This is a genomic window from Pseudarthrobacter sp. NKDBFgelt (assembly GCF_046097905.1).
In the GTDB taxonomy this organism is placed as follows: Bacteria; Actinomycetota; Actinomycetes; order Actinomycetales; family Micrococcaceae; genus Arthrobacter; species Arthrobacter polychromogenes.
On sequence record NZ_JBJURL010000021.1, the window covers coordinates 1 to 20439 of the forward strand.

Annotated in this window: 19 protein-coding genes and 2 pseudogenes; 13 read left to right on the plus strand and 8 right to left on the minus strand. The window is 66.3% G+C overall.

Annotated features, from left to right (window positions below):
• Both ACKAE7_RS07760 and ACKAE7_RS07765 read left to right on the plus strand, forming a co-directional pair.
• Positions 1 to 339, plus strand: a pseudogene (locus tag ACKAE7_RS07760) (endonuclease); the annotation flags it as partial.
• Between the two features lie 155 nt (positions 340 to 494).
• Positions 495 to 713 carry a hypothetical protein gene (locus ACKAE7_RS07765; RefSeq protein ID WP_191034987.1) on the plus strand — a complete coding sequence of 73 codons (219 nt, stop codon included), beginning with the start codon at positions 495 to 497 and terminating at the stop codon, positions 711 to 713.
• 96 nt (positions 714 to 809) lie between these two features.
• Here ACKAE7_RS07765 and ACKAE7_RS07770 read toward each other — a convergent pair whose 3' ends face one another.
• From ACKAE7_RS07770 to ACKAE7_RS07780, 3 genes are all read right to left on the minus strand, one after another.
• On the minus strand, positions 810 to 3164 hold the full coding sequence (locus tag ACKAE7_RS07770; RefSeq protein ID WP_408978860.1) for an FdhF/YdeP family oxidoreductase: 2355 nt from the start codon (positions 3162 to 3164) through the stop codon (positions 810 to 812).
• 144 nt (positions 3165 to 3308) lie between these two features.
• The gene (locus tag ACKAE7_RS07775; protein WP_191034985.1) at positions 3309 to 3926 is read right to left on the minus strand and encodes an MBL fold metallo-hydrolase; all 618 of its coding nucleotides are present in this window, start codon (positions 3924 to 3926) and stop codon (positions 3309 to 3311) included.
• Entirely contained in the window at positions 3926 to 5011 is a 1086-nt protein-coding gene (locus ACKAE7_RS07780) for an S-(hydroxymethyl)mycothiol dehydrogenase (protein ID WP_408978861.1), read from the minus strand. Before ACKAE7_RS07780 ends, ACKAE7_RS07775 begins: the two co-directional genes overlap by 1 nt.
• A 499-nt stretch (positions 5012 to 5510) precedes the next feature.
• On the opposite strand from ACKAE7_RS07780, the gene ACKAE7_RS07785 reads away from it, so the two are divergent.
• The 3 genes from ACKAE7_RS07785 (at position 5511) to ACKAE7_RS07795 (ending at position 9101) form a co-directional block, all read left to right on the plus strand.
• Positions 5511 to 6854 carry an MFS transporter gene (locus ACKAE7_RS07785; RefSeq protein ID WP_188809861.1) on the plus strand — a complete coding sequence of 448 codons (1344 nt, stop codon included), beginning with the start codon at positions 5511 to 5513 and terminating at the stop codon, positions 6852 to 6854.
• Positions 6855 to 6917: 63 nt separating this feature from the next.
• Entirely contained in the window at positions 6918 to 8171 is a 1254-nt protein-coding gene (locus ACKAE7_RS07790; protein WP_188809863.1) for an aminopeptidase P family protein, read from the plus strand.
• A gap of 99 nt (positions 8172 to 8270) precedes the next feature.
• Positions 8271 to 9101, plus strand: a complete 831-nt coding sequence (locus ACKAE7_RS07795) for an IclR family transcriptional regulator (RefSeq protein ID WP_190612799.1) — start codon at positions 8271 to 8273, stop codon at positions 9099 to 9101.
• Positions 9102 to 9156: 55 nt separating this feature from the next.
• Here ACKAE7_RS07795 and ACKAE7_RS07800 read toward each other — a convergent pair whose 3' ends face one another.
• Positions 9157 to 10023, minus strand: coding sequence for a GyrI-like domain-containing protein (locus ACKAE7_RS07800; RefSeq protein ID WP_408978862.1), 867 nt, complete (start codon positions 10021 to 10023; stop codon positions 9157 to 9159).
• A 146-nt stretch (positions 10024 to 10169) separates the two neighbouring features.
• Between ACKAE7_RS07800 and ACKAE7_RS07805 the strand changes: the two genes are divergently transcribed.
• The 3 genes from ACKAE7_RS07805 (at position 10170) to ACKAE7_RS07815 (ending at position 12271) form a co-directional block, all read left to right on the plus strand.
• Positions 10170 to 10988, plus strand: a complete 819-nt coding sequence (locus ACKAE7_RS07805) for an HAD family hydrolase (RefSeq protein ID WP_191034981.1) — start codon at positions 10170 to 10172, stop codon at positions 10986 to 10988.
• Between the two features lie 168 nt (positions 10989 to 11156).
• On the plus strand, positions 11157 to 11423 hold the full coding sequence (locus ACKAE7_RS07810) for a hypothetical protein (protein ID WP_188728813.1): 267 nt from the start codon (positions 11157 to 11159) through the stop codon (positions 11421 to 11423).
• A 44-nt stretch (positions 11424 to 11467) separates the two neighbouring features.
• The gene (locus tag ACKAE7_RS07815) at positions 11468 to 12271 is read left to right on the plus strand and encodes a glycerophosphodiester phosphodiesterase (protein ID WP_408978863.1); all 804 of its coding nucleotides are present in this window, start codon (positions 11468 to 11470) and stop codon (positions 12269 to 12271) included.
• A 37-nt stretch (positions 12272 to 12308) separates the two neighbouring features.
• Here the strand turns inward: ACKAE7_RS07815 and ACKAE7_RS07820 are convergent, their stop codons facing one another.
• A complete protein-coding gene (locus ACKAE7_RS07820; protein WP_408978864.1) occupies positions 12309 to 12737 on the minus strand; it encodes a hypothetical protein in 429 nt (142 codons plus the stop codon).
• Between the two features lie 140 nt (positions 12738 to 12877).
• Here ACKAE7_RS07820 and ACKAE7_RS07825 point away from each other — a divergent pair, with 140 nt between their 5' ends.
• Complete coding sequence (locus ACKAE7_RS07825) at positions 12878 to 13144, plus strand: DUF6480 family protein (RefSeq protein WP_188809875.1); 267 nt, start codon at positions 12878 to 12880, stop codon at positions 13142 to 13144.
• 63 nt (positions 13145 to 13207) lie between these two features.
• Here ACKAE7_RS07825 and ACKAE7_RS07830 read toward each other — a convergent pair whose 3' ends face one another.
• From ACKAE7_RS07830 to ACKAE7_RS07840, 3 genes are all read right to left on the minus strand, one after another.
• Complete coding sequence (locus ACKAE7_RS07830; RefSeq protein ID WP_408978865.1) at positions 13208 to 14269, minus strand: EAL domain-containing protein; 1062 nt, start codon at positions 14267 to 14269, stop codon at positions 13208 to 13210.
• 165 nt (positions 14270 to 14434) lie between these two features.
• The gene (locus ACKAE7_RS07835) at positions 14435 to 15982 is read right to left on the minus strand and encodes a putative bifunctional diguanylate cyclase/phosphodiesterase (protein WP_408978866.1); all 1548 of its coding nucleotides are present in this window, start codon (positions 15980 to 15982) and stop codon (positions 14435 to 14437) included.
• 18 nt (positions 15983 to 16000) lie between these two features.
• Entirely contained in the window at positions 16001 to 17671 is a 1671-nt protein-coding gene (locus tag ACKAE7_RS07840) for an ATP-binding protein (protein WP_188809879.1), read from the minus strand.
• 228 nt (positions 17672 to 17899) lie between these two features.
• On the opposite strand from ACKAE7_RS07840, the gene ACKAE7_RS07845 reads away from it, so the two are divergent.
• The 4 genes and pseudogenes from ACKAE7_RS07845 (at position 17900) to ACKAE7_RS07860 (ending at position 20417) form a co-directional block, all read left to right on the plus strand.
• Positions 17900 to 18670 (plus strand): class I SAM-dependent methyltransferase, encoded by a 771-nt coding sequence (locus ACKAE7_RS07845; protein ID WP_408978886.1) that lies wholly within the window; start codon positions 17900 to 17902, stop codon positions 18668 to 18670.
• Positions 18671 to 18827: 157 nt separating this feature from the next.
• The gene (locus ACKAE7_RS07850) at positions 18828 to 18983 is read left to right on the plus strand and encodes a hypothetical protein (RefSeq protein ID WP_191034977.1); all 156 of its coding nucleotides are present in this window, start codon (positions 18828 to 18830) and stop codon (positions 18981 to 18983) included.
• A 92-nt stretch (positions 18984 to 19075) separates the two neighbouring features.
• A complete protein-coding gene (locus ACKAE7_RS07855) occupies positions 19076 to 19495 on the plus strand; it encodes a hypothetical protein (protein ID WP_408978867.1) in 420 nt (139 codons plus the stop codon).
• A 113-nt stretch (positions 19496 to 19608) separates the two neighbouring features.
• Positions 19609 to 20417: pseudogene (locus ACKAE7_RS07860) on the plus strand (SDR family oxidoreductase).
• Positions 20418 to 20439 lie beyond the last annotated feature (22 nt).

Sequence of the window (20439 nt, forward strand, 5' to 3'; positions counted from 1 at the left end):
GATAACGAGGCAGACCACCTCCTGGCCTGGCAGCACGGCGGGACCACCGGGATCAGCAACCTCGGACAACCCTGCCCAAAGCATCACAAACTTCGGCACTCCACCGGGTGGACACCAACACCGGCCACCAAGAACGAACCACCCGGCTGGACCTCACCCACCGGCCGGCACTACAAAAGCGAACACCAGGACTGGGAACCGCCCCACTGGCCGGATGAACTGATGCCGGAGCCGATGCGCCTCAGCGGATCGACCGTTGGGTTTACCGACTTCGCCTACATCGGATTGTCCCCGGCAGAAGAGGGCCTGGCCCGGTTCCTGCACGACCCACCCGCCTGATTGGACGAAGGGATAGTGCCGGAATATTCAAAGCAGGACCCGGCCGGGCCAACTCCCGCGGCCCTGGGTGTCACCTGGTCCAGTGCCGCCTTGCTGGCACCGGACCGCCCTTGCCCCCCCTTGCCCTCGGTGGCCGCTGGTGCTTGGCTGAAGGAATGGCTGACGAAGAAGTTTCCAAGAACGTTCCTTCAGACGAGCACCTGCGCCAGGATGTCGCGCCCGAATCCGGGGAACAGCCCCAAGAGGCACCGGACAGCGGCTTGACGCCCGGACAGACTAACGCCGGTCAGCAGGTGGGAGGGCTCGCCTCGGCCAGCGGCTACGGCAAAGACCTGGATCCCGAGGCCAAGCCCGACGGCAACAACCCCGTGTAGGCACGGAGAACGAAAGAGGACGCAACAGCGACGGCGACAACCGGCACCTGCCGCATGTCGCCGTCGTCGTCCTGCCTAGGGAAGCACCGGAAGAAACTATCCTGCCGCTGCTTTCTCCAGCTCTCCCTCAGCTTCAACGTCAGTGGTTTCTGCGAGGTGCGGCACGAACCGGACGAACATGGCCTTGAAACCTGGTGTGTTGGATTCCCGGGCCACGTTTTCCTTGTGGACGAGGGCGTTTGCTTCGGGGAAGTACGCGGCGGCGCAGCCCTTGGCGGTGGGGTAGGTGATCAGGCGGAACTTGTCGGCCTGCCGGTCGTGGCCACGGAAGGTGCTGACCACGTCCACCAGGTCGCGGTCCTTGAAGCCCAGCTCCACCAGGTCCTCGGGGTGCACCAGGATCACGCGGCGGCCGCCGGAGATGCCCCGGTAGCGGTCGTCCTGGCCGTAGAAGGTGGTGTTGTACTGGTCGTGGCTGCGGATGGTCTGGAGCACCAGGTGCCCGTCAGGCGGGGTGAGGTATTCCAGCGGGCTCACGGTGAACCGGCCCCGGCCGATGTCGGTTTTGAAGGACCGGGTATCGCGCGGCGGGTTGGGCAGGACGAACCCGTTCTTGGTCCGGATCCTGGCGTTAAACTCCTCGAAGCCGGGCAGCACGCGGGCGATGTGGTCGCGGATCACGTCGTAGTCCTCGGCCATGGCCTTCCAGTCCACGGGGTGGTCCGGGCCGAACGCCGCCTCGGCCATCCGTGCCACGATGACGGGTTCGGCGAGCAGGTGCTCGGAGACCGGCGTGAGCCTGCCCTGGGTGGAGTGGACCACGGACATTGAGTCCTCCACGGAGAGGAACTGTGCGCCGTTGGGGTGTTTGTCGTCCTTGTCCGTCCGGCCCAGGGTGGGCAGGATCAGCGAGGTGCGCCCGTGCACGATGTGGGAGCGGTTGGGCTTGGTGGAGATGTGCACGGTCAGGCCGATCCGCTGCATGCCGGCTTCCAGGGTTTCTGTGTCGGAGCAGGCCAGGGAGAAGTTGCCGCCCATGGACACGAACACGTCCACCTCGTTGCGTTCGAACGCCTCCATCGCTTCCACGGCGTCATGCCCGTGGTGGCGCGGAGAGGTGATCCCGAACTCGGTGTCCAGCGCTTCCAGCAGCCATTCCTTGGGTTTTTCCCAAATGCCCATGGTCCGGTCGCCCTGGACGTTGGAGTGTCCGCGGACCGGGCAGGCGCCGGCGCCGGGCTTGCCGAAGTTGCCCTGCAGCAGCAGGACGTTGACCATCTCCTTGATGGTGTCCACTGAGTGCGGCTGCTGGGTGACGCCCAGGGCCCAGCAGAAGATGGTGGCTTTGGACTTGATGAGCATCCCGGCCACGGTCTCGATCTGATCCCGGGACAGCCCGGTGGCCTTCTCGGTTTCGGCCCAGTCCAGGCTGCCGCGGGCCTCGCGGTAAGCGGCGAACCCGTCTGTCTGCGCCTCGATGAAGGAATGGTCGACGACGGTGCCCGGGTTCCGCTCTTCCTCCGCCAGGAGCAGGTGGCCAAGGGCCTGGAACAGTGCCAGGTCACCGCCCACCTTGATCTGCAGGTACTCGTCGGCAAGCGGGGTGCCGCCGCCCACCACACCGGAGACGGTCTGCGGGTCCCTGAAATTGAACAGCCCGGCCTCGGGCAGCGGGTTGACCGCCACCACCTTGCCGCCCTTGTCCTTGCATTCCTTCAGCGCGGACAGCATCCGCGGATGGTTGGTCCCGGGGTTCTGCCCCACCACGAAGATCAGCTCGGAATCATGGATGTCGTCCAGGGACACGGTGCCCTTGCCGATCCCGATGGTCGGGTTCAGCGCAGAGCCCGAGGATTCGTGGCACATGTTGGAGCAGTCCGGCAGATTGTTGGTGCCCAGCGCCCGCGCGAACAGCTGGTACATGAACGCCGTCTCGTTCGCGGTGCGCCCGGAAGTGTAGAAGACGCAGCGATCGGCCGTGGTGGCCCGCACATGCTCGCCGATCAGGTCGAAGGCATCACCCCAGGAGATCGGCGAATAGTGGGTTTCGCCTGCCCGGATCACTACGGGTTCACTCAGCCGGCCCTGGTTGCCCAGCCAGTACTCGGTCTTCGTCGAGAGCTCGGCGATCGAGTGCTTCGCCCAGAACTCGGCGCCCACGGTCCGGAGGGTGTTCTCCTCCGCCACCGCCTTGGCGCCGTTCTCGCAGAACTCCGCGGTCTTGCGCTTCTTGTCCGACTCCGGCCACGCGCAGCCCGGGCAGTCGAAACCGCCCCGCTGGTTCAGCCGCAGCAGCGAGTGCGCGGTGCGGGCCACCCCGGCCTGCGCCACCGCGCGTTCCAGCGCCACCATCACGGCCTTTACACCGGCCGCCTCGGCCTTGGGCTTATGGACTTCGAGGTTGTCCTCGTCGATGTCCGCAACGGGGGCGGGCTGCTTACCGAACTTCATTGTTCCAACTTCCTTAGCGGCATGCGTGGTGTTTGTACTGTGTGTTGGCCTTGGCGCCATGAAGGCGCGGTTGCCTCTGGCGCCGCGAAGGCGCGCCGGGCATTCCCGGCGCGCCCCGCGCGATTCTCTTGGACCCGCCGCCAGCTACTGCGAAACCTTCGCCAGCGTTTCCGTTTCCGCCGCGATGGTGGTGTTGTCCCCGTGGCCGGTGCGGACCACAGTCTCGGGCGGGAGGGTGAGCAGGCGTTCCCGGATGGAGGCCAGGATGGTGGGGTAGTCGCTGTAGGACCGGCCGGTGGCACCCGGGCCGCCGTTGAACAGCGTGTCCCCGGTGAAGACCGTTCCCTCGCTTTCCAGGTAGAAGCAGGTGGAGCCCGGGGAATGGCCGGGGGTGTGGATGGCCTTCAGTGTTGCACCGCCCACCTCGAACACGTCGCCGTCGGCCAGTTCCCGGTCCGGGCTCGCGTCCGGGTAGACCTGCTGCCAGAGGACCAGGTCCTCGGGGTTCAGGTAGATGGGGGCGTCCACGGCGTCGGCAACCTCACGCGCAGCGCCAATATGGTCGTTGTGCGCGTGGGTCTGGAGGATGGCAAGGACCTTCCGGCCCCGGACCTGGTTGATGATCGCGGCGGCGTCGTGCGGGGAGTCGATAATCACGCACTCCTCGTCATTGCCTACGATCCAGACGTTGTTGTCCACGTCCCAGGTGCCGCCGTCGAGCGAAAATGTGCCCGAAGTGACCAGGTTCTCGATGGCGACCATTAGAGTTCCACCACCGAACGCAGGACCTTGCCCTCGTGCATCTTGTCGAAGGCCTCCTCCACCTGGTCGATGGTGATCCGTTCGGTCACGAACGCGTCCAGGTCCAGGTTGCCCTGTTTGTAGTGCGCCACCAGCATGGGGAAGTCGCGGGAGGGCAGGCAGTCGCCGTACCAGGAGGACTTGAGCGAGCCGCCACGGCCGAAGACGTCCAGCAGCGGCAGCTCAAGCTGCATGTCCGGGGTGGGGACGCCCACTAGCACTACGCGGCCGGCGAGGTCGCGGGCGTAGAACGCCTGCTTGTAGGTTTCAGGACGGCCGACGGCGTCAATCACCACGTCCGCTCCGTTGCCTCCGGTGAGGGCGCGGATGGCCTCGATGGGGTCCTCTTTGCTGGAGTCGATGCCGTGCGTGGCGCCAAGGGATTTGGCCATGTCCACCTTGTTGGCATCGATATCCACGGCGATGATCGTGGTGGCGCCGGCGAGCTTGGCGCCGGCGATCGCGGCGATGCCCACACCGCCGCAGCCGATCACCGCGACGGACTCGCCGCGCTTAACGTCGCCGGTGTTGATGGCGGCGCCGATGCCGGCCATGATGCCGCAGCCCAGCAGGCCGACGGCGGCAGCATCAGCCTCGGGGTCCACCTTGGTGCACTGCCCTGCAGCGACGAGGGTTTTCTCGGCAAAAGCCCCGATGCCCAGGGCGGGGGAGAGTTCCGTGCCGTCTTCCAGGGTCATCTTCTGGGTGGCGTTGGCGGTATTGAAACAGTACTGCGGCTGTCCCTTGGCGCACGCGCGGCATTCACCGCACACGGCTCGCCAGTTCAGGATCACGCGGTCGCCCGGGGCGACCGCGGTGACACCGTCACCTACGGCGCTGACCACACCGGTGGCTTCATGGCCCAGCAGGAAGGGGAAGTCATCGTTGATGGCGCCCTGCTTGTAGTGCAGGTCCGTATGGCATACGCCGCACGTCAAAATGTCCACCAGGGCCTCGCCCGGACCGGGATCCGGCACCAGGATGGTCTCCACTGACACCGGAGCGTTCTTTTCCCTGGCGATGACTGCCTTGACTTTATGAACCATGATTCCTGTGTTCCTTTCGTTGGCCGGACAAAGATCCCCGCCCGACTATCAAGTCTAGAAGCTGCGGCGCCACCGGGCGGCTACCCAAAAGGGTGGGTGGCGGGCACCCGAAAGGGTGGCCGTTCCGCTCGAGGCCCTCCGCCCAGCCCCCCTGTGATTGCGTAATGCACAACACGGTGCGTATAGCGCTTACTCGAAATATGTCAGCCCCCAAAGGGGGTGTCAATAGACCGGCCCCGGGCTACGTGCCCCAACGCCAAGCGGCTGGGGTCGGTGTGCAGTCCGTCCGCAACTCTATTGCATCTCGAGCAACTCCTGATCCTACGTCTCCATGCCTGTCCGTGACGCCCAGATGCTGGCGGCGACCCCCGGTTCTGCTCATCCTTTCATCTCGACTAACTAAATCCCCGCCACAGAACCATTGACTGTGGCGGCCATCACGCCCTAGTCTGTTGCAACAGCGTTGCGCTGAATGCAACCACAACACTTTGGTGGATACATGAGTAACGAAACTTCCTCCCCGGGCAGCATCGTGAGCGATCCGCGTCCCGCACCTGCCGACAGTGCCGTCAGCAAGGAAACGCGGCGCCGGGTCATCGCTGCCAGCTTCATCGGCAACTTCGTTGAATGGTTCGACTACGCCGTCTACGGCTACCTGGCCGTCACCATCGCAACGGTCTTCTTCCCGGAATCCGATCCGCAGACCGGGCTGCTGCTGACCTTCGCCCTCTTTGCCATCTCGTTCCTGGTCCGCCCGCTCGGCGGATTCATCTGGGGCCACATCGGCGACAGGGTGGGCCGGCGGACAGCCCTCTCCCTGTCAATCCTCATCATGTCCGGAGCCACGTTCTGCATAGCCCTGATTCCGGGCTACGACACGATCGGCATCTGGGCGCCCGTCCTGCTCCTGATCATCAGGGTGGTCCAGGGCTTCTCCGCCTCCGGTGAATACGCGGGAGCCTCGGCCTTCCTGGTGGAGTATGCCCCCGCCAACCGGCGTGGCCTGTACGCCGCCGTCGTCCCCGCGAGCACCGCCGCCGGCCTGCTCCTGGGTTCACTCATGGCCGGACTGCTGACCACCCTGCTCTCCACCGAGGCGATGCAGAGCTGGGGCTGGCGGCTGCCTTTCCTGCTGGCAGCACCCATGGGCCTGATCGGCCGGTACATCCGGACCAAGCTCGAGGACACCCCCGTGTTCCGCGAGCTGGCCGCCGAGGACAACGCCGTCAAGGCCCCTGTCTCCAGCCTCTTCCGCAACCACTGGCGGCAGCTGCTGCAGGCCGTCGGCGCCGTGCTGCTCAACGCCGTCGGCTTCTACGTGATCCTCAGCTACATGCCCACCTACCTGTCCTCGGAACTGGGCCTGGGCGAAACCGAATCATTCCTTGCCACCACCATCGCGCTGGTCACCTACATCGGCTTCATCTTCCTCACCGGCATGCTCTCGGACCGGTACGGGCGCAAGAAAGTGCTGATCAGCGCATCGGTTGCCTTTATTGTCCTGACCGTTCCCGCCTTCGCACTGCTCGGCACCGGCAACTTCCTGGTCATCGTCCTGGTCCAGATCCTGCTGGGCGCCATGCTCACCCTCAACGACGGCACGCTCCCCAGCTTCCTGGCGGAAATGTTCCCCACCCGGGTGCGCTACAGCGGCTTTGCGGTCAGCTTCAACCTTTCCAACGCCCTGTTCGGCGGCACCGCCCCGTTCATGGCGACACTCCTCATCGCCGCAACCGCCAGCGACCTGGCTCCGGCCTGGTACCTGGTGGCTGCCGCCGTCGTCTCCCTCATTGCCGTGTCGCTCTCCAGGGAAACCTGCAAAGAGCCCCTGCGGCACGAATAGCTTCCCTCCCAAAACCAAACCAGCTGCACCTCAACAAATGCACGAGAGAAAGGCATCGTCACGATGACCATCACCACCGAAAACGCCACCACTGTCGCCGAACTCGAGCGCACCAAGATCCTCAAGAACGGCGAGAAGGTAAGCCTCACGTTCTCCGACACCGAGTTCGAGCGCCGCCTGGCCGGCCTGCGCCGCATCATGGCGGAGAAGGACCTGGACGCCGTGGTCCTCACCAGCTACCACTCCATCAAGTACTACTCCGATTTCCTCTTCACCACCTTCGGCCGCTCTTACGGCATGGTGGTCACCAAGGAAGACACCGTCACCGTCACCGCCAATATCGACGCCGGAATGCCTTGGCGCCGCAGCTACGGCGACAACATCGTCTACACGGACTGGCGCCGCGACAACTACATCTTCGCCATCCAGGAAGTCCTGCGGACCCGCGGCATCAACCCGCGCCGCCTCGGCGTCGAGGACGACTCGCTGCCGCTGGACAACCGCAACAAGATCCAGGCAGCCTTCCCGTCCGCCACCCTGGTGGACGTGGCCCAGGCAGCCATGCGCCAGCGCATGATCAAGTCCGCCGAGGAAATCGAGGTCATCAAGCACGGCGCCCGCATCGGCGACCTGGGCGGCGAAGCCATCCGCAACGCCATCACCGCCGGGATCACCGAGTACGAGGTCGCGCTGATCGGCACCGAGGCCATGGTCCACGAAATCGCCAGGACCTTCCCCGACTCCGAAATCCGCGACACCTGGGTGTGGTTCCAGTCCGGCATCAACACCGACGGCGCCCACAACTGGGCCACCACCCGCAAGATCCAGGAACACGACATCCTGTCCCTGAACTGCTTCCCCATGACCTCCGGCTACTACACAGCCCTTGAGCGCACCCTGTTCTACGGCGAACCGGATGCCCGTTCACTGGAGCTGTGGAACATCAACGTGGAAGTCCACAAGCGCGGCCTGGAACTCATCAAGCCCGGCGCCGTCTGCAAGGACATCGCCGCCGAGCTCAACGAGATCTACGTGGGCTACGGGCTCCTGGCCAACCGCACCTTCGGCTACGGGCACTCCTTCGGCGTCCTGAGCCACTACTACGGCCGTGAAGCCGGACTCGAGCTCCGCGAGGACATCGACACGGTGCTGGAACCGGGCATGGTGGTCTCCATGGAACCGATGATCACCGTCCTCGAGGGCCAGCCGGGTGCCGGCGGCTACCGTGAGCACGACATCCTGGTGGTGGGCGAGGACGGCGCGGAGAACATCACCAAGTTCCCGTTCGGACCCGAGTACAACATCATCAGCGCATAACGCCCCAACGGGCTACCCCAGGCCCAACGAACACCCGGAAGCGGCGTCATCCCCATGGCGCCGCTTCCGGCCCTCCCTTAGGGAATGATGGGTAACACCATGAGTGCAACAGAACCCGAGACCACAGGCAACGGCGACAGTAAGGGCGCTTCCGTCATCGTCAACGCGATTGCGGTCCTCCGGACTTTCTCGGCGGACGAGCCCCTGCTTGGCGTCACCGAGATCGCCAACCGCGTGGGGCTGCACAAGAGCACGGTCTCACGGATCCTGGCCACCTTCGAGCAGGAGCACCTGGTGGAGCGGGACGCCGAAACGCGGCGGTTCCGGCTCGGGCTGGGGCTGATTGCCGTGGCCGGGCCGCTCCTCGCCGAGCTTGAGGAGCGCCGCGTTGCCTATCCCGTACTCCGCGAACTCTCGGAGCAGACCGGCGAAACAAGCGCACTGATGGTGTGGAGCGGCGATGAATCCATCTGCGTGGAGCAGATTGCCAGCCACCACCAGATTAAGCACACCACCCCGCTGGGGGCACGGTACAACGACGCCCTCAGCGCCTCGGTGCAGGTCTTCCTGGCTCGCGAACCTGAACCCCGGGTCCGATCCCTGCTCAGCAGCGGGGCCATCAGCTACCCGGGCCTGGACGACTCCAGCCTGGACGCCTACCTGGTCCGGCTCAAAGACGACATCCGGCGCGGCTGGGCCGTCAACTACGGCGAAACCTCCATCGATGAAGTGGGACTGGCAGCACCCGTCTTCGACCACCGGGGCGAGGTGGTGGCCGCCGTCCTGATCCCCGCACCCCGGTTCCGGGTGTCCCAGGACAGGCTGCAGGCATTGGGGGAGGCCTGCGCCGCCGCCGCAGCGAAGGTGACCGCCCGGCTGGGCGGAGGGTCCCGGCGGGCCGGCCCGGGAGCGGCAAAAGACACAAAGTGAATCCGGGCCTGCCTGTACCGAGTTTCCAGCGCACCCGGAGAGCAGGGCTGATCCGTCAGGCACGTTCTACCGGGAGCCACAATTCGCAGCTTGCTGTGCTGAAGTCGGCGCTGCGATCCAGGACTGCCACCATCGAGGGGCCAGGGCGCAGCCGCCACGGGTTCGACGGGAACCAGTCGGTGGCTGTGGATGCCCACGTGGACTGCAGAACCGCGGGGTACGCCCCTTCTGCGCGGAACACCGCCCAGGTGCCTGCGGGGACTTCGATCACGTCGAGCTCCCCGGGCACCGGCGTCGTGGGGGTGACGGCGACGCCATGGAGGTAGGTTAGCTCGCTGCCTTCCGCGTAGTCCGGGTCGACGTCGGCGCTCACCTGGAGCAGGCCCTCGGGCTCGGTGTTGCCCAGTGCTTTGAGCCGGGCGTGCTCTGCCGCCGGCAGTGAGGCGATGTGCGCTTGGATGTGCGGGTTCGGGCCGTGGTGGATAAGCGGCACACGGGCCGAACGGCCGATGAGCCGGAATGCCGGCCGATCTGCGATGCGAGTGTCCATCGGGGTGTTCCCTTCTACGGTCAGGCGGAACCTGAGCTGCGGTTGCGTGCGAAGGGGCCCGCCGTCCCGGCGCACGTCGCTGGGTCCGGCGCCGTGCACTGACCGGAATGCCCGGCTGAAAGCCTCGGTAGAGCCGTAGCCATACCGCACCGCGATTGCCAGCAGCTCGCCGCCTTCGAGAACGTCCGTTGCCGCCACCGTCATGCGGCGCCGGCGGACGTACTCGGAGAGCGGCATGCCGGCCAGTGATGAGAACATGCGGCGGAGGTGGTACTCCGTCATGCCGAGACTGACCGCCAGGTCATCAACGTCGATCTCCTCAGTGAGGTGACCGTCGATGTAATCGACGAGTTGGTTGAGCGCTGAGATCACGGTTCCCCCTTCACCTACAAGCCTGCGCGCATGTGTCACCCCGCACCCTACTATCACGGTTCGATTCGATCGCGCTCACCGTGGGGAGCGCCTTAAACCGGTCCCCGCAGGGTTTTCCGGCGCATCCCGCAACGTAGACTGGCAGGATGCGGTTGGTAGCAAGCGATATAGACGGAACGATCCTCGGCCACGATGGCAAAATCAGCGACCGCACCGTCCGGGCCTTCCACGCCTGCCGGGATGCCGGCGTCCAACTCGTTTTCGTCACCGGACGCCCGCCGCGCTGGCTGCACCCCCTGCAGGACCAGCTGGGCCACACCGGAACCGTCATCTGCTCCAACGGAGCCGTGGTCTGGGACCTTGAGGCCGAAAAGCTGGTCTCCGCCCGGACGCTGACCCTCGACGCTGTCCTGGAAGTACGCCGCGTCATCAAACGGCTGCGTCCCGCCGCGCTGTTCGCCGCCGAAACGCTCGGGGGGTTCCACCTTGAACCCGGCTTCATCGAAAACGGCTCCAGTGAGCTGCTCTCCGAATTCACGCCGGCGCCGCTGGCCGAAACGCTGGTAACGGACGACGCCGTGGTGAAGTTCCTGGCCATCGTCCGCGAAGGCACTGCCGACGACTTCCTCGCCGAGGTGGCCCCCGCCGTCGAACATCTCGCCTCCGCCACCCATTCCTCGCCGGGGGTGTCGATGCTCGAGCTCGCCCTGCCCGGGGTCAACAAAGCCGTCACCCTGGCCGAATACGCCGCCGCCCTGGGCATCGGCGCCGAGGACGTGGTGGCATTCGGGGACATGCCCAACGACATCGAGATGCTCCGCTGGGCCGGGCACGGCTACGCCATGGCCAGCGGGCACCCGGAAGCGATCCGCGCGGCCGGACAGCAGGCACCACATTTTGACGACGACGGCGTGGCCCAGGTTTTGGAGTCCCGGCTGGCCTCGCTGGGCGTACAGATTTCCTGATTCCCGGCGCCGGACTTCCTCCCCGGCCCGCTGGACGCAGCGCCGTTTTCACAGCTGGCGCTCACCTTGCGTTCATCTTCGCTCCCTAACGTTGGCGATGGAGGGCCCAACCCCTCCATCCCGGCTCCGGGTAACAGGCTCAAGGGGTAACAGGCTCAAGGGGTAGCAATGGCAAGAAAAGTGAAGCTTGGAACCGCCGACGCGCCTCCGCGCCAGGCAACGCCCGCACCGCACTGGAAAAAGCTCACGCCGGGCGACCGTGTCCGCGTGCTCCTCGCCCCGGGATTCGAAGCCGGTGGCCTGGTTGATGCAGTCACTGCCGACCACTCCGCGGTGTGGATCGATTTCGACGGCGGACGCGGCCGGACGCTGCTGCACTGCAGCGACGGCGTGGACATCGTCCTCCAGGAAGACGCCGTTGCGTACGAGGGCTGACGCTGCCTGACCGGGGGCCGCCGCTCCTGGAGTACGCTCGCAGTGTGACCCTCCCGTTCTTCGACCATGCCGCCGCGGACGGGTCCCCGATGCCCATCGCCATGGCCCATCGCGGCTTTTCCCGGGACGGCCTGGAAAACTCCATGGCCGCGTTCCGCGCCGCCGTCGACCTCGGCTACCGCTACCTTGAGACCGACGTCCACACCACAGCCGACGGCGTGGTGCTCCTCTTCCACGATGAAACGCTGGACCGGGTGACCGACGGCAGCGGCCGGGTGTCCGAGCTCCCCGCCCATGCGGTGGCCAAGGCGCGGATCGGCGGGCGCGAGCCTATCCCGCGGTGGGACGAGCTGCTTGCGGAGTTGCCCGGGGTCCGGCTCAACGTGGACGTCAAGGACTGGAACTCGGTCCGCAGTATCGCAGCGGGAATCGAAGAGCACCAGGTGCACCACAGGGTACTGCTGACCAGTTTCTCGGACCGCCGGCGGCGGGCGGTGCTGAAGTTGCTGAGCCAGCCCGTGGCGGCGTCGGCCGGTGTTGTGTCGGTGGGTTTATTCACTGTGCTGGGCCGCCTGCTCCCCGGTCCGGTCTTCAGGTGGAGCATGCGCTGGAACCTTCGCGGAGTCCACGCGCTGCAGGTTCCGGTGCGCTATGGCAGGGTGCGCGTGGTGACGCCGGGCTTTGTCCGGCGCGCGCACTCCCTGGGCCTCGTGGTGCATGTCTGGACCATCAACGACCCGGACGAGATGCGCCGGCTCCTGGAGTTGGGCGTGGACGGGCTGGTCACGGACCGCGCGGACCTGCTCCGCGAGGTGCTGCGTGAGCGCGGGGAATGGCCGCACGGCTGACTGTGCCGGCGGCTGCTCCCCGGATCCCGGGCGGCTCCTAGCCGCGGCCCGTGCTGGTGGACGGGTCCTGGTCGCCTTCGGAAGGGTCGGCCCGCAACTCGTCCGGGTTGGACTCCGGAAGGCCGCCTGGCCCGGGGAGGCCGCGTTGGGACGCAGGCGATCCATCCGCCGGTGCGGACGCGTCGCCAGCCAGCCCGCCGTCGTCGTCCGCCTCGTCCGATTCCAGGTCCCCGCCAAAGGGGGATTCCGAGGCAGGGCCCGGAGCTGCCTCGGTTGCGGGGCCCGGGGCTTTTTGCTTCTCCGCCTCCATGGCATTGGAGCCCTCACTGATGGAGGAGTGGACTTCCACGTCGTCGTTCGGGTCGGTGGGCTCAGGAACATGCGCTGCCTCTGTGGGTTTTGTTGTCCCCGCCAGATCCTCCATGGCGTTTTCTGCTGCCTTGCCGATGCTGTCGCCGATACCCATGTGACTGCTCCTTCCGACCTCGCGTGCCGGGCACCCCAGCGGATGCCCGGAGCATTACCCTTCCAGAATTATCAGCATGCTTACAATTAGTCCAGAGCCGGGGCAAGGAACCGCGGCCGGGCAGGAAGGACGCAAGCACCATGAGCAGCTACCATCCCGAAAATGATCCGGCGAACCCGGACCAGCCGGGCAAGACCCCGCCCGCCGACGCCGGGGAAGGCGCTGGCCAGCCCGCTGCCGGCCAGCCGGGCGACGCCGGGCAAGGTGCGAAAGACTCTGCCGGCTCGTCGAATCCGGATCCCGCCGAAGGCAACATCACGGGGCTGGAACCGGGCGGTGGAGTGCCTCCGGGCGAGACGCCGCCTGCGGAAGACCAGATGAGCGGCGACCAGGGCCACAGCGAATAGCACCCTTGGGCGGGCGGTCCTTCGGATGTTGTCCGGAGGGCCCCGGCCCCGCCGCCGGCCGGGTCAGTGCTGTTCGCTGGCGACCTGAGACTCCCCGGCCTGCTCCCGTACGGCAAGGTGGCGGTTGAGCCCGTCCACGTCCAGGCGGCCGTTCCAGCCGGCCCAGTCCTTGGGCCGGACAGAGGGCCGGCCCAGCAGGTAGCCCTGCCCGGCGCTGATTCCGAGTTCGGTCAGGACCTTGAGTTCGCCTACAGTCTCGACGCCCTCAGCCACCAGCGTGGTGCCGATCTGTTCCGCGAAATCCACCAGGCAGGCGGCCAGGGCGCGCTGGATGCCGTCCTTGTCCACATCGCCGATCACATTCCGGCCCATCTTCAGGAAGTCCGGCCGCAGGTGCACCATCCGGCTCAGCGCTCCCGCCCCGGAGTGGGTGTCGTCCACAGCGATCCTCAGTCCCCTGTCCCGCAGCGGATTGATGGCGGAAATGAACTGCGGGTACTCCTCATCCTTGACGGTCTCCGTCATTTCGAGCACCACGCGGTTGATGGGGAGATCAATGTGATCGAACAATTCAGGCAGCCGGGGGTCCAGGCAGGAGGCGGGCGAAATGTTGAGGGACACGAACAGGTTTCCGGGAAGCGACTTCGCCGCAGCGGCGGCAGATCCCAGGGCGGCAAATTCCAGGTTCGCGCCCAAACCGACGGCGGCGGCCTCGGCAAACCACAGTTCCGCGGCAGCTCCGTCATCGCTGACGAAGCGGGACAATGCCTCGACTCCCACCACGCTCTTTTCCTCCAGCCCGTAGATTGGCTGGAAGGCGGTCATCAGCATCTGGTTTTCGAGCAGCGCGCTGATGCGCGACATGCTGCGGATCGCGTCGATTTGCTCCGCCACTTTCGGCGGGACTGCGGGGGTAAGCCGCATTTCCCGGGCGCTCTCCAGCGTTTCCACGGTATTGGCGTCACTGCGCCGCGTATCCAGGAGATACTCGAGCAGCGCCCGTTCCGGCACTCCCGGATTCTCATCCAGGCTGTTGCTCAGCCGCTGCCGGACAGCCGCTCCGGACGGATCCGTATCCGCCAGTACAGCGGCAATAATTCCCCATGCCTGTATTCGAACCGACATTAGCTACGCCCCCAGTTGACGAAGTAATGACCCATTGGCCCCGATGTTGTTCAATTTCCAAACGCCTTTTAATTCCGGTGTCCATGCTGAAACCTGATTTTCGCGGCGACGAAAACCAGACACCGCACGATGATCGTATATCGCGGGAAACAAAAGCGCAGTACTTTACCCTTGCCGGGCTGCGCTTTCCGCCTGGCCCGCCAACAATTCCGGAATTTGTTCAGGCGGGACCGGCCTGCTGAAGAAATAGCCCTGTGCGCTGAGGCAGCCCAGTCCGCGCAGCAGCTCGGCCTGCTCTGCGGTTTCCACGCCTTCCCACACGGCTTCCAGCCCGCAGGCCCGGATGAGCTGCAGGACCGCTGCCACCAGTGCCGGCTGCGTGGGGTCGGTGCCCAGCCCGGTGATGAGCGACCGGTCCACCTTGACCCGGTCTACGGGCAGCCGGCGCAGATAACTGATGGACGAGTAACCGGTGCCGAAGTCATCGATCTCGATTCCCACGCCCAGGCCCCGCAAACCGCCCAGCGAGTAGCGGTCCAGCTCGTTCCCTCTGACGATTGCCACTTCCGTGAGCTCCAGGACCACCTGTTCCGGCCTGACGCCGGTTTCCTTCAGGACGTTCCTGACGTCCTCGATGAACTGCAGGCTCTGCAGGTCTGTGGCCGAGATATTGATCCGGACGGAGAACCGGCTGTCCACCAGCGACGCGTTGATCCAGTCGCGCAGCTGGTGCACCGCGGCCCGGAGCACCCACAGCCCCAGCTCGGAGATCAGGCCGGCCTCTTCGGCGAGGGGAATGAACTCATCGGGCATGATGAAGCCGCGGGTCGGGTGGTTCCAGCGGACCAGGGCCTCCACGCCTTCGATCCATCCCGTGGCGAGCTCCACCACGGGCTGGTAGTGGAGCGTGAGGCCTCCGTCCTTGAGGGTGGCACGCAGGTCCTCCACCAGCTGGCTGCGGAGCCTGCGGACCAGCAGGAGCCCGGGTTCGAAGCGGTGCAGCCGGTTTTGGCCTTCGGCCTTCGAGGCGTACATGGCGACGTCGGCTTCCATCAGCATGTCCTCGGGGGTCTTGCCGGCGCCGCCGGCGCTGAGCCCGATGCTCGCGCCGCAGCGCACGCTGCGGCCCGAGAGCTCCACCGGCTGGCCCAGGGCCGCCAGGATGCGGTGCCCCACGATGCCTGCCTGGTCCGGGGACGCCGCAGGCAGCACGATGGCGAACTCGTCACCACCCAGGCGGGCAACGACGTCGGACTCGCGGACGGCGCTGCGGATCCTTTCGCCCACGCTCACCAGGACATGGTCGCCGGCGGTGTGGCCCAGGCTGTCGTTGATGGATTTGAAGGCGTCCAGGTCCATCAGCAGGAGGGCCGGGCCCTCCCCGGCAGGGGTCGCGGCGTCCGGCTCCAGCGCATCCTTGAGTGCGTCGATCAGGGCGGAGCGGTTTGCCAGGCCCGTGAGCGGGTCCTGCATGGCCATCTTCTGCATTTCCAGGTGGGCTTCATGCAGGAGCTGGGTCCGCACCTGCACGCGCTGCTCAAGCTCCTCGTAAATGATCTGCAGGTCCTCGGCCAGCAGGTTGGTGCCCATGATGATCGCGTCGAGCTCGTCGCGCGCGGGGGACACCTCGATCCGGGAAGTGAGGTCGCCGGACGCCAGCCGCACAATGCCTTCCAGGAGCTGGGAGAGCCGCGGGTCGTTATCCGCAAACATCGTGTTCCTGCATTGTGCTCAGTTTTCCTGGCTGCGGGTATCAAGGGGCAGGCTGACGGTGACCGTGGTGCCGCTGCCCAGGGTGGAGGACACGTCGATCCGGCCGCCGTGGCGGGACACGATGTCCTTGGTGATCGCCAGCCCCAGGCCGGTTCCGGGAATGGCACCGGTCATGGCGTTGGAGGCGCGGTAGAAACGGGTGAAGACGTGGTCGATCTCGTCGCTCGAAATGCCGATGCCGGTGTCCGCGACGCTGACGGTGGCCCAGCGGGAGCCGTCCGAGGCCGCGTGCGACTCGCTGCCCACCTCGATCCGACCACCGCTCGGGGTGAACTTGATGGCGTTGGAGACCAGATTCGTGAAGACCTGTTGCAGCTGCACCTCATCGGCGAGGATCTCCGGGTCCTCCGGAACCGGGTCCACGGCGATGGTGACGTTTTGCTGCGTGGCCAGGGGCCTGAGTGCTGCCGCGACCAGGTCCAGGGTTTGTCCCAGCCGCACAGGGGTGAGGTGCATCAGGCTGTCATCAAGGCCATTGCGGGAGACGCTCAGCATGTCCTCGATCAGTATCCGGAGCCGTTCCGTGTTGCGGACCACGATGTCCAGCATCTGGTGGACCTCGGGGGAGACAGGCTGCTCGGTGCTCTCCTGGATCATGTCCAGGTACGCCATGATGGACGTCAGCGGCGTCCGCAGCTCATGGTTCACCGTGGCCAGGAAATCGGTTTTGGCCTTGTCGAGCTGCTGCAGCTGCTTCACCACCTGCTGCTGGCTGCTGATCAGGTGGCTCTGGATGAGTCCGTGCGCCGCATTGCCGGCCACGTGCTGCATGAGCCCGAGTTCGGTACCGGACCATGTCCGCGGTCCGTCAAGCATCGCAATCCAGATGATGCCCAGCGATGAACTTCCCTCGCCCATGGGCACCGCCAGCGAGGAGACCGCGTTGGCGATTCCCGGTGCAGGGGCATCACCCGCCGCCGGCTCCTCCGTCCCGGCGGTGGACATTGTCTCGGCACCGGCCCACAGCCGGTCCGCCGTCTGCCGCGAGTACTGTTCATCCGGAAGCGCCTGTTCGGGGAGGGGTTCCAGCCCCGGCCTGCTCCAGGAAGCATTGATGCGGGGCACCCGGCTGTCCTCGAACGTGGCCAGCCAGACATGGTCAGCCTTGAACGTCCGGCCGAAGCCGGCCACCACGTGGCGGGCTATTTCCTCCGGATCGTTTGTTGCCCGAACAGCGGCGGATACCTCCCGGAGCTGTTCCCGGAGGGTTTCGGTTTCCTGCCGCGCGGCCTTGCGGCGGGCCACCTGGTCGATCAGGGCGGTGGCGCGGTGGACCAGCTCCCTGGGAGGCGGCGGTTTGGCGATGCAGTCGTGGACGCCGGAGGGCATCATGGCTGCGAGTTCCGCCGGATTGTCCAGGTCCACCACCACCAGGACCGGCGCGGCCGTCTCCACGGCGGAGAGCGAAGCATCGACGACCACCACGGAGGGCTGGCGGGAATCCACTGAGGCGGCGAGTTCGTCAGCGTTCCCCGCACACAGGACGCTGTAGCCGGCGTCCCGCAACGTCCTGGCGTACGATTCCAGCCGCCCGCCGTCGGGATCTGCCACGACGGCGGTGCGTGGCGCGCGCAGGTCACTCGGCGATTCAGCCGCCACAGTGCCCCCTTCCCTCCCAGTTGAGTACATTGTATGGCGACGCCGGGCGGGCGGCTCGGAGAACGGGGCAGGTTAAGCGGGCGATGGGCTTGCCCCACCCCTGCACGGCGGGGGAAGTGCCGGAATTGCGGACGTGCAGGCTGCAACAATCCGGCAGGTCGCGTCCGAAAGAGGCAGGGCACCTATATTTGTTCCGTGTCCTCCCCAGCAAAATCCCCTGCCGCAAAGTCCGTGCGTTCCGCCCTCCAGAAGTACCTGATGCTCCCCAAGCTCCTCAGGCTGTCCCGCTCTGCCCCCAAGGACCGGCCGGTTGCATGGGACACGTACTGGGCGGGCATCCGGGGGAGGGGGGCCGGCACCGAAATTCTTTGGGATCCGGGTACCGACGATGAATTCCTCGGATACAGGGACGTCCTGCTCCGATACCTGGACCGGGAACTTCCCGTCATTGACGTGGGCTGCGGGCATGGCCGTTTCACCAGGGCATTGGCTGGCGTCTTCACCGAGGCTGTGGGCGTGGACGTATCCGGCCACGCCGTAGCCCATGCCGATGGGCACAACCGGGCCGACGGCGTGGCAGCCAGGGTCCGTTACCAGGCCCTGGACATGACCGGGGCCGGCGCGGCCGGCGCACTGGCTGTCCAGGGCGACGCGAACGTCTTCATCCGCGGCGTCCTGCACGTCCTGGACGCGGCGGACCAGTCGGCGATGGTCGACAACCTGCGGCTGCTGGCCGGCAGCCGCGGCACGGTGTTCCTGGCGGAGACCAATTTCCAGGGCAACCCGGTGCAGTACGTCTCCCATCTCGGCGCTACAACCCGCAACATCCCGGCTCCGCTGGAACGGGCCATCCGCGGACTGCCCATGCCCGGCCACTTCGGCCCGGAGGAGCGCTCGCGGGCCTTTCCGCCGGAGGCCTGGGAACTCCTGGCGGATGGTGAGGTGGCCATCGAAACGAACCCGATGACCGGGGTGGACGGACAAAGCCGGGTCCCGGGCTATTTCGCGGTGCTGCGGCCACGGGGTTAGCCGGTGCCGACTTCCGGCGGCCGTTGGTGATCCCGGATGGTGATCCCCACAGTTGTTCCACAACAGAGATCCAAAGCCCTTGACACAAGGGAGGGTCGGGAGGCTACATGGTAAGTAGTCTTACTAGTTATAGCTTCCGGGGGAAAGGCTGGCTACCGTGGCACAGGTCAAGGGCAACAAGGGCAAGGGCAACAGTATCGGCGGCGCCGGATGGTGCCGGAACGGGGACGGCCCGGGTGCCGGCCCCAGCGACGGCAGGGCCCGCAGCGGTCCGCTCTTCCGCCCGAAAAACGCCGGCCGCGACGACGCCTAAGCCACCTCACTCCCGCCGCGTACAGCCCGGCACCGGCTTTCCGCGCCGGCGCCGTTCCGCCAACGGCGGCCCCAGAACCTACAGGAACCACGATGCGCAAATTCATTCCCTCCGGCGGCCTTCGGGGGATGCTGCTGCCGCCAACCTACGGCCAGCACGTCACCCACCGCACGGAGTTCACCATCCTTTCGGTCGAGGTCTGGGCCACCGGGCTGGTGGTCAACATCCAGTTGGCCTCCGCCGACGGTCCCGAGCCGCACCTAATCCTGCAGGACCACTTCGGTACCGAGTACTCCTTCCGGGACTCGGCCACGGTGGAGTCCCGGAACCTGCAGACCTTCACCCCTTCCGTGCCCCCGGGAACCAGGAGCTTGACCATCCGGTCCGCCGATGATCCGGAGGGCCGCCCGGTGGTGACGTTCGCAGTCCCGCTGATGGCCGTACCGGAAGAGTCGGACTCGCCGCAGAACGGCCAGTACCCGCCGTCGCCGGAGCTCCGCCGCCCGGCCTGACCCGCTGGGATTATCTCCTGCTGGAGGCTTCGTCCACCGAGTGCCCACCACTGAATGTGCCACCACTGAATGCTCCACGCTTTCGGTGCGTGGCCGACTGAAAGGCTGCCGCCATGCATGACACCGCAGGATTCACTCCACGTACCGCCATCGTGACCGGATCGGACTCCGGAATAGGCAAGGCTGCCGCCGTCGCCCTTGCCCGCGCAGGAATGGATGTCGGCGTCACCTGGCACTCGGACAAGGCCGGCGCCGAGGACACTGCGGAGGAGATCCGCCGTTTGGGCCGCAAGGCCGTGGTGCGGCAGCTGGATACGACTGACCTGCGTGCCGCAGCGGCCGTCGTCGACGAACTGGCGGACGGGCTGGGCGGAGTGGACGTGTTCGTCAACAACGCCGGAACCGGCGATGGGACTAGGTTCCTGGACCTCGACGTCGACACCTGGATGCGCACCCTGGACACCAACCTCAACGGCGCGTTTGTGTGCCTCCAGGCCGCTGCCCGCCGGATGGTGAAGGCAGGCAGGGGCGGGCGCCTCATTGCCGTCACCAGCGTGCATGAATTCCAGCCGAGAGTAGGTGCGTCCGCCTATGACGCGTCCAAGCACGGCCTCGGCGGACTCATGAAGACGCTGGCCCTTGAGCTTGCCGAGCATGGCATCACCGCCAACAGTGTGGCTCCGGGGAGATCGCCACGCCGATGACCGGACAGGAAGATGAGGACCCCACCACCAAGGACAGGCCTGGCGTCCCCTTGGGCAGGCCCGGTGATGCGCGGGAAGTTGCTGCCGTTATTGCCTTCCTTGCCTCGCCCGCTTCCAGCTACGTCAACGGCGCCTCCTGGGCGGTGGACGGCGGAATGCTGCAGATGGGGCCGCAGGCCGGATCCCACATCACCAGCCAGGAGTGGCGCCAAGGGTAGGCCGGGAGGCCGCGATACGGCG

Coding starts and splice junctions, on each gene's coding strand:
- ACKAE7_RS07765 (WP_191034987.1), top strand. CDS start 495: ATGGCTGACGAAGAAGTTTCCAAGAACGTTCCTTCAGACGAGCACCTG.
- ACKAE7_RS07770 (WP_408978860.1), bottom strand. CDS start 3,164: ATGAAGTTCGGTAAGCAGCCCGCCCCCGTTGCGGACATCGACGAGGAC.
- ACKAE7_RS07775 (WP_191034985.1), bottom strand. CDS start 3,926: ATGGTCGCCATCGAGAACCTGGTCACTTCGGGCACATTTTCGCTCGAC.
- ACKAE7_RS07780 (WP_408978861.1), bottom strand. CDS start 5,011: ATGGTTCATAAAGTCAAGGCAGTCATCGCCAGGGAAAAGAACGCTCCG.
- ACKAE7_RS07785 (WP_188809861.1), top strand. CDS start 5,511: ATGAGTAACGAAACTTCCTCCCCGGGCAGCATCGTGAGCGATCCGCGT.
- ACKAE7_RS07790 (WP_188809863.1), top strand. CDS start 6,918: ATGACCATCACCACCGAAAACGCCACCACTGTCGCCGAACTCGAGCGC.
- ACKAE7_RS07795 (WP_190612799.1), top strand. CDS start 8,271: ATGAGTGCAACAGAACCCGAGACCACAGGCAACGGCGACAGTAAGGGC.
- ACKAE7_RS07805 (WP_191034981.1), top strand. CDS start 10,170: ATGCGGTTGGTAGCAAGCGATATAGACGGAACGATCCTCGGCCACGAT.
- ACKAE7_RS07810 (WP_188728813.1), top strand. CDS start 11,157: ATGGCAAGAAAAGTGAAGCTTGGAACCGCCGACGCGCCTCCGCGCCAG.
- ACKAE7_RS07820 (WP_408978864.1), bottom strand. CDS start 12,737: ATGGGTATCGGCGACAGCATCGGCAAGGCAGCAGAAAACGCCATGGAG.
- ACKAE7_RS07825 (WP_188809875.1), top strand. CDS start 12,878: ATGAGCAGCTACCATCCCGAAAATGATCCGGCGAACCCGGACCAGCCG.
- ACKAE7_RS07830 (WP_408978865.1), bottom strand. CDS start 14,269: ATGTCGGTTCGAATACAGGCATGGGGAATTATTGCCGCTGTACTGGCG.
- ACKAE7_RS07835 (WP_408978866.1), bottom strand. CDS start 15,982: ATGTTTGCGGATAACGACCCGCGGCTCTCCCAGCTCCTGGAAGGCATT.
- ACKAE7_RS07840 (WP_188809879.1), bottom strand. CDS start 17,671: ATGTACTCAACTGGGAGGGAAGGGGGCACTGTGGCGGCTGAATCGCCG.
- ACKAE7_RS07845 (WP_408978886.1), top strand. CDS start 17,900: ATGCTCCCCAAGCTCCTCAGGCTGTCCCGCTCTGCCCCCAAGGACCGG.
- ACKAE7_RS07855 (WP_408978867.1), top strand. CDS start 19,076: ATGCGCAAATTCATTCCCTCCGGCGGCCTTCGGGGGATGCTGCTGCCG.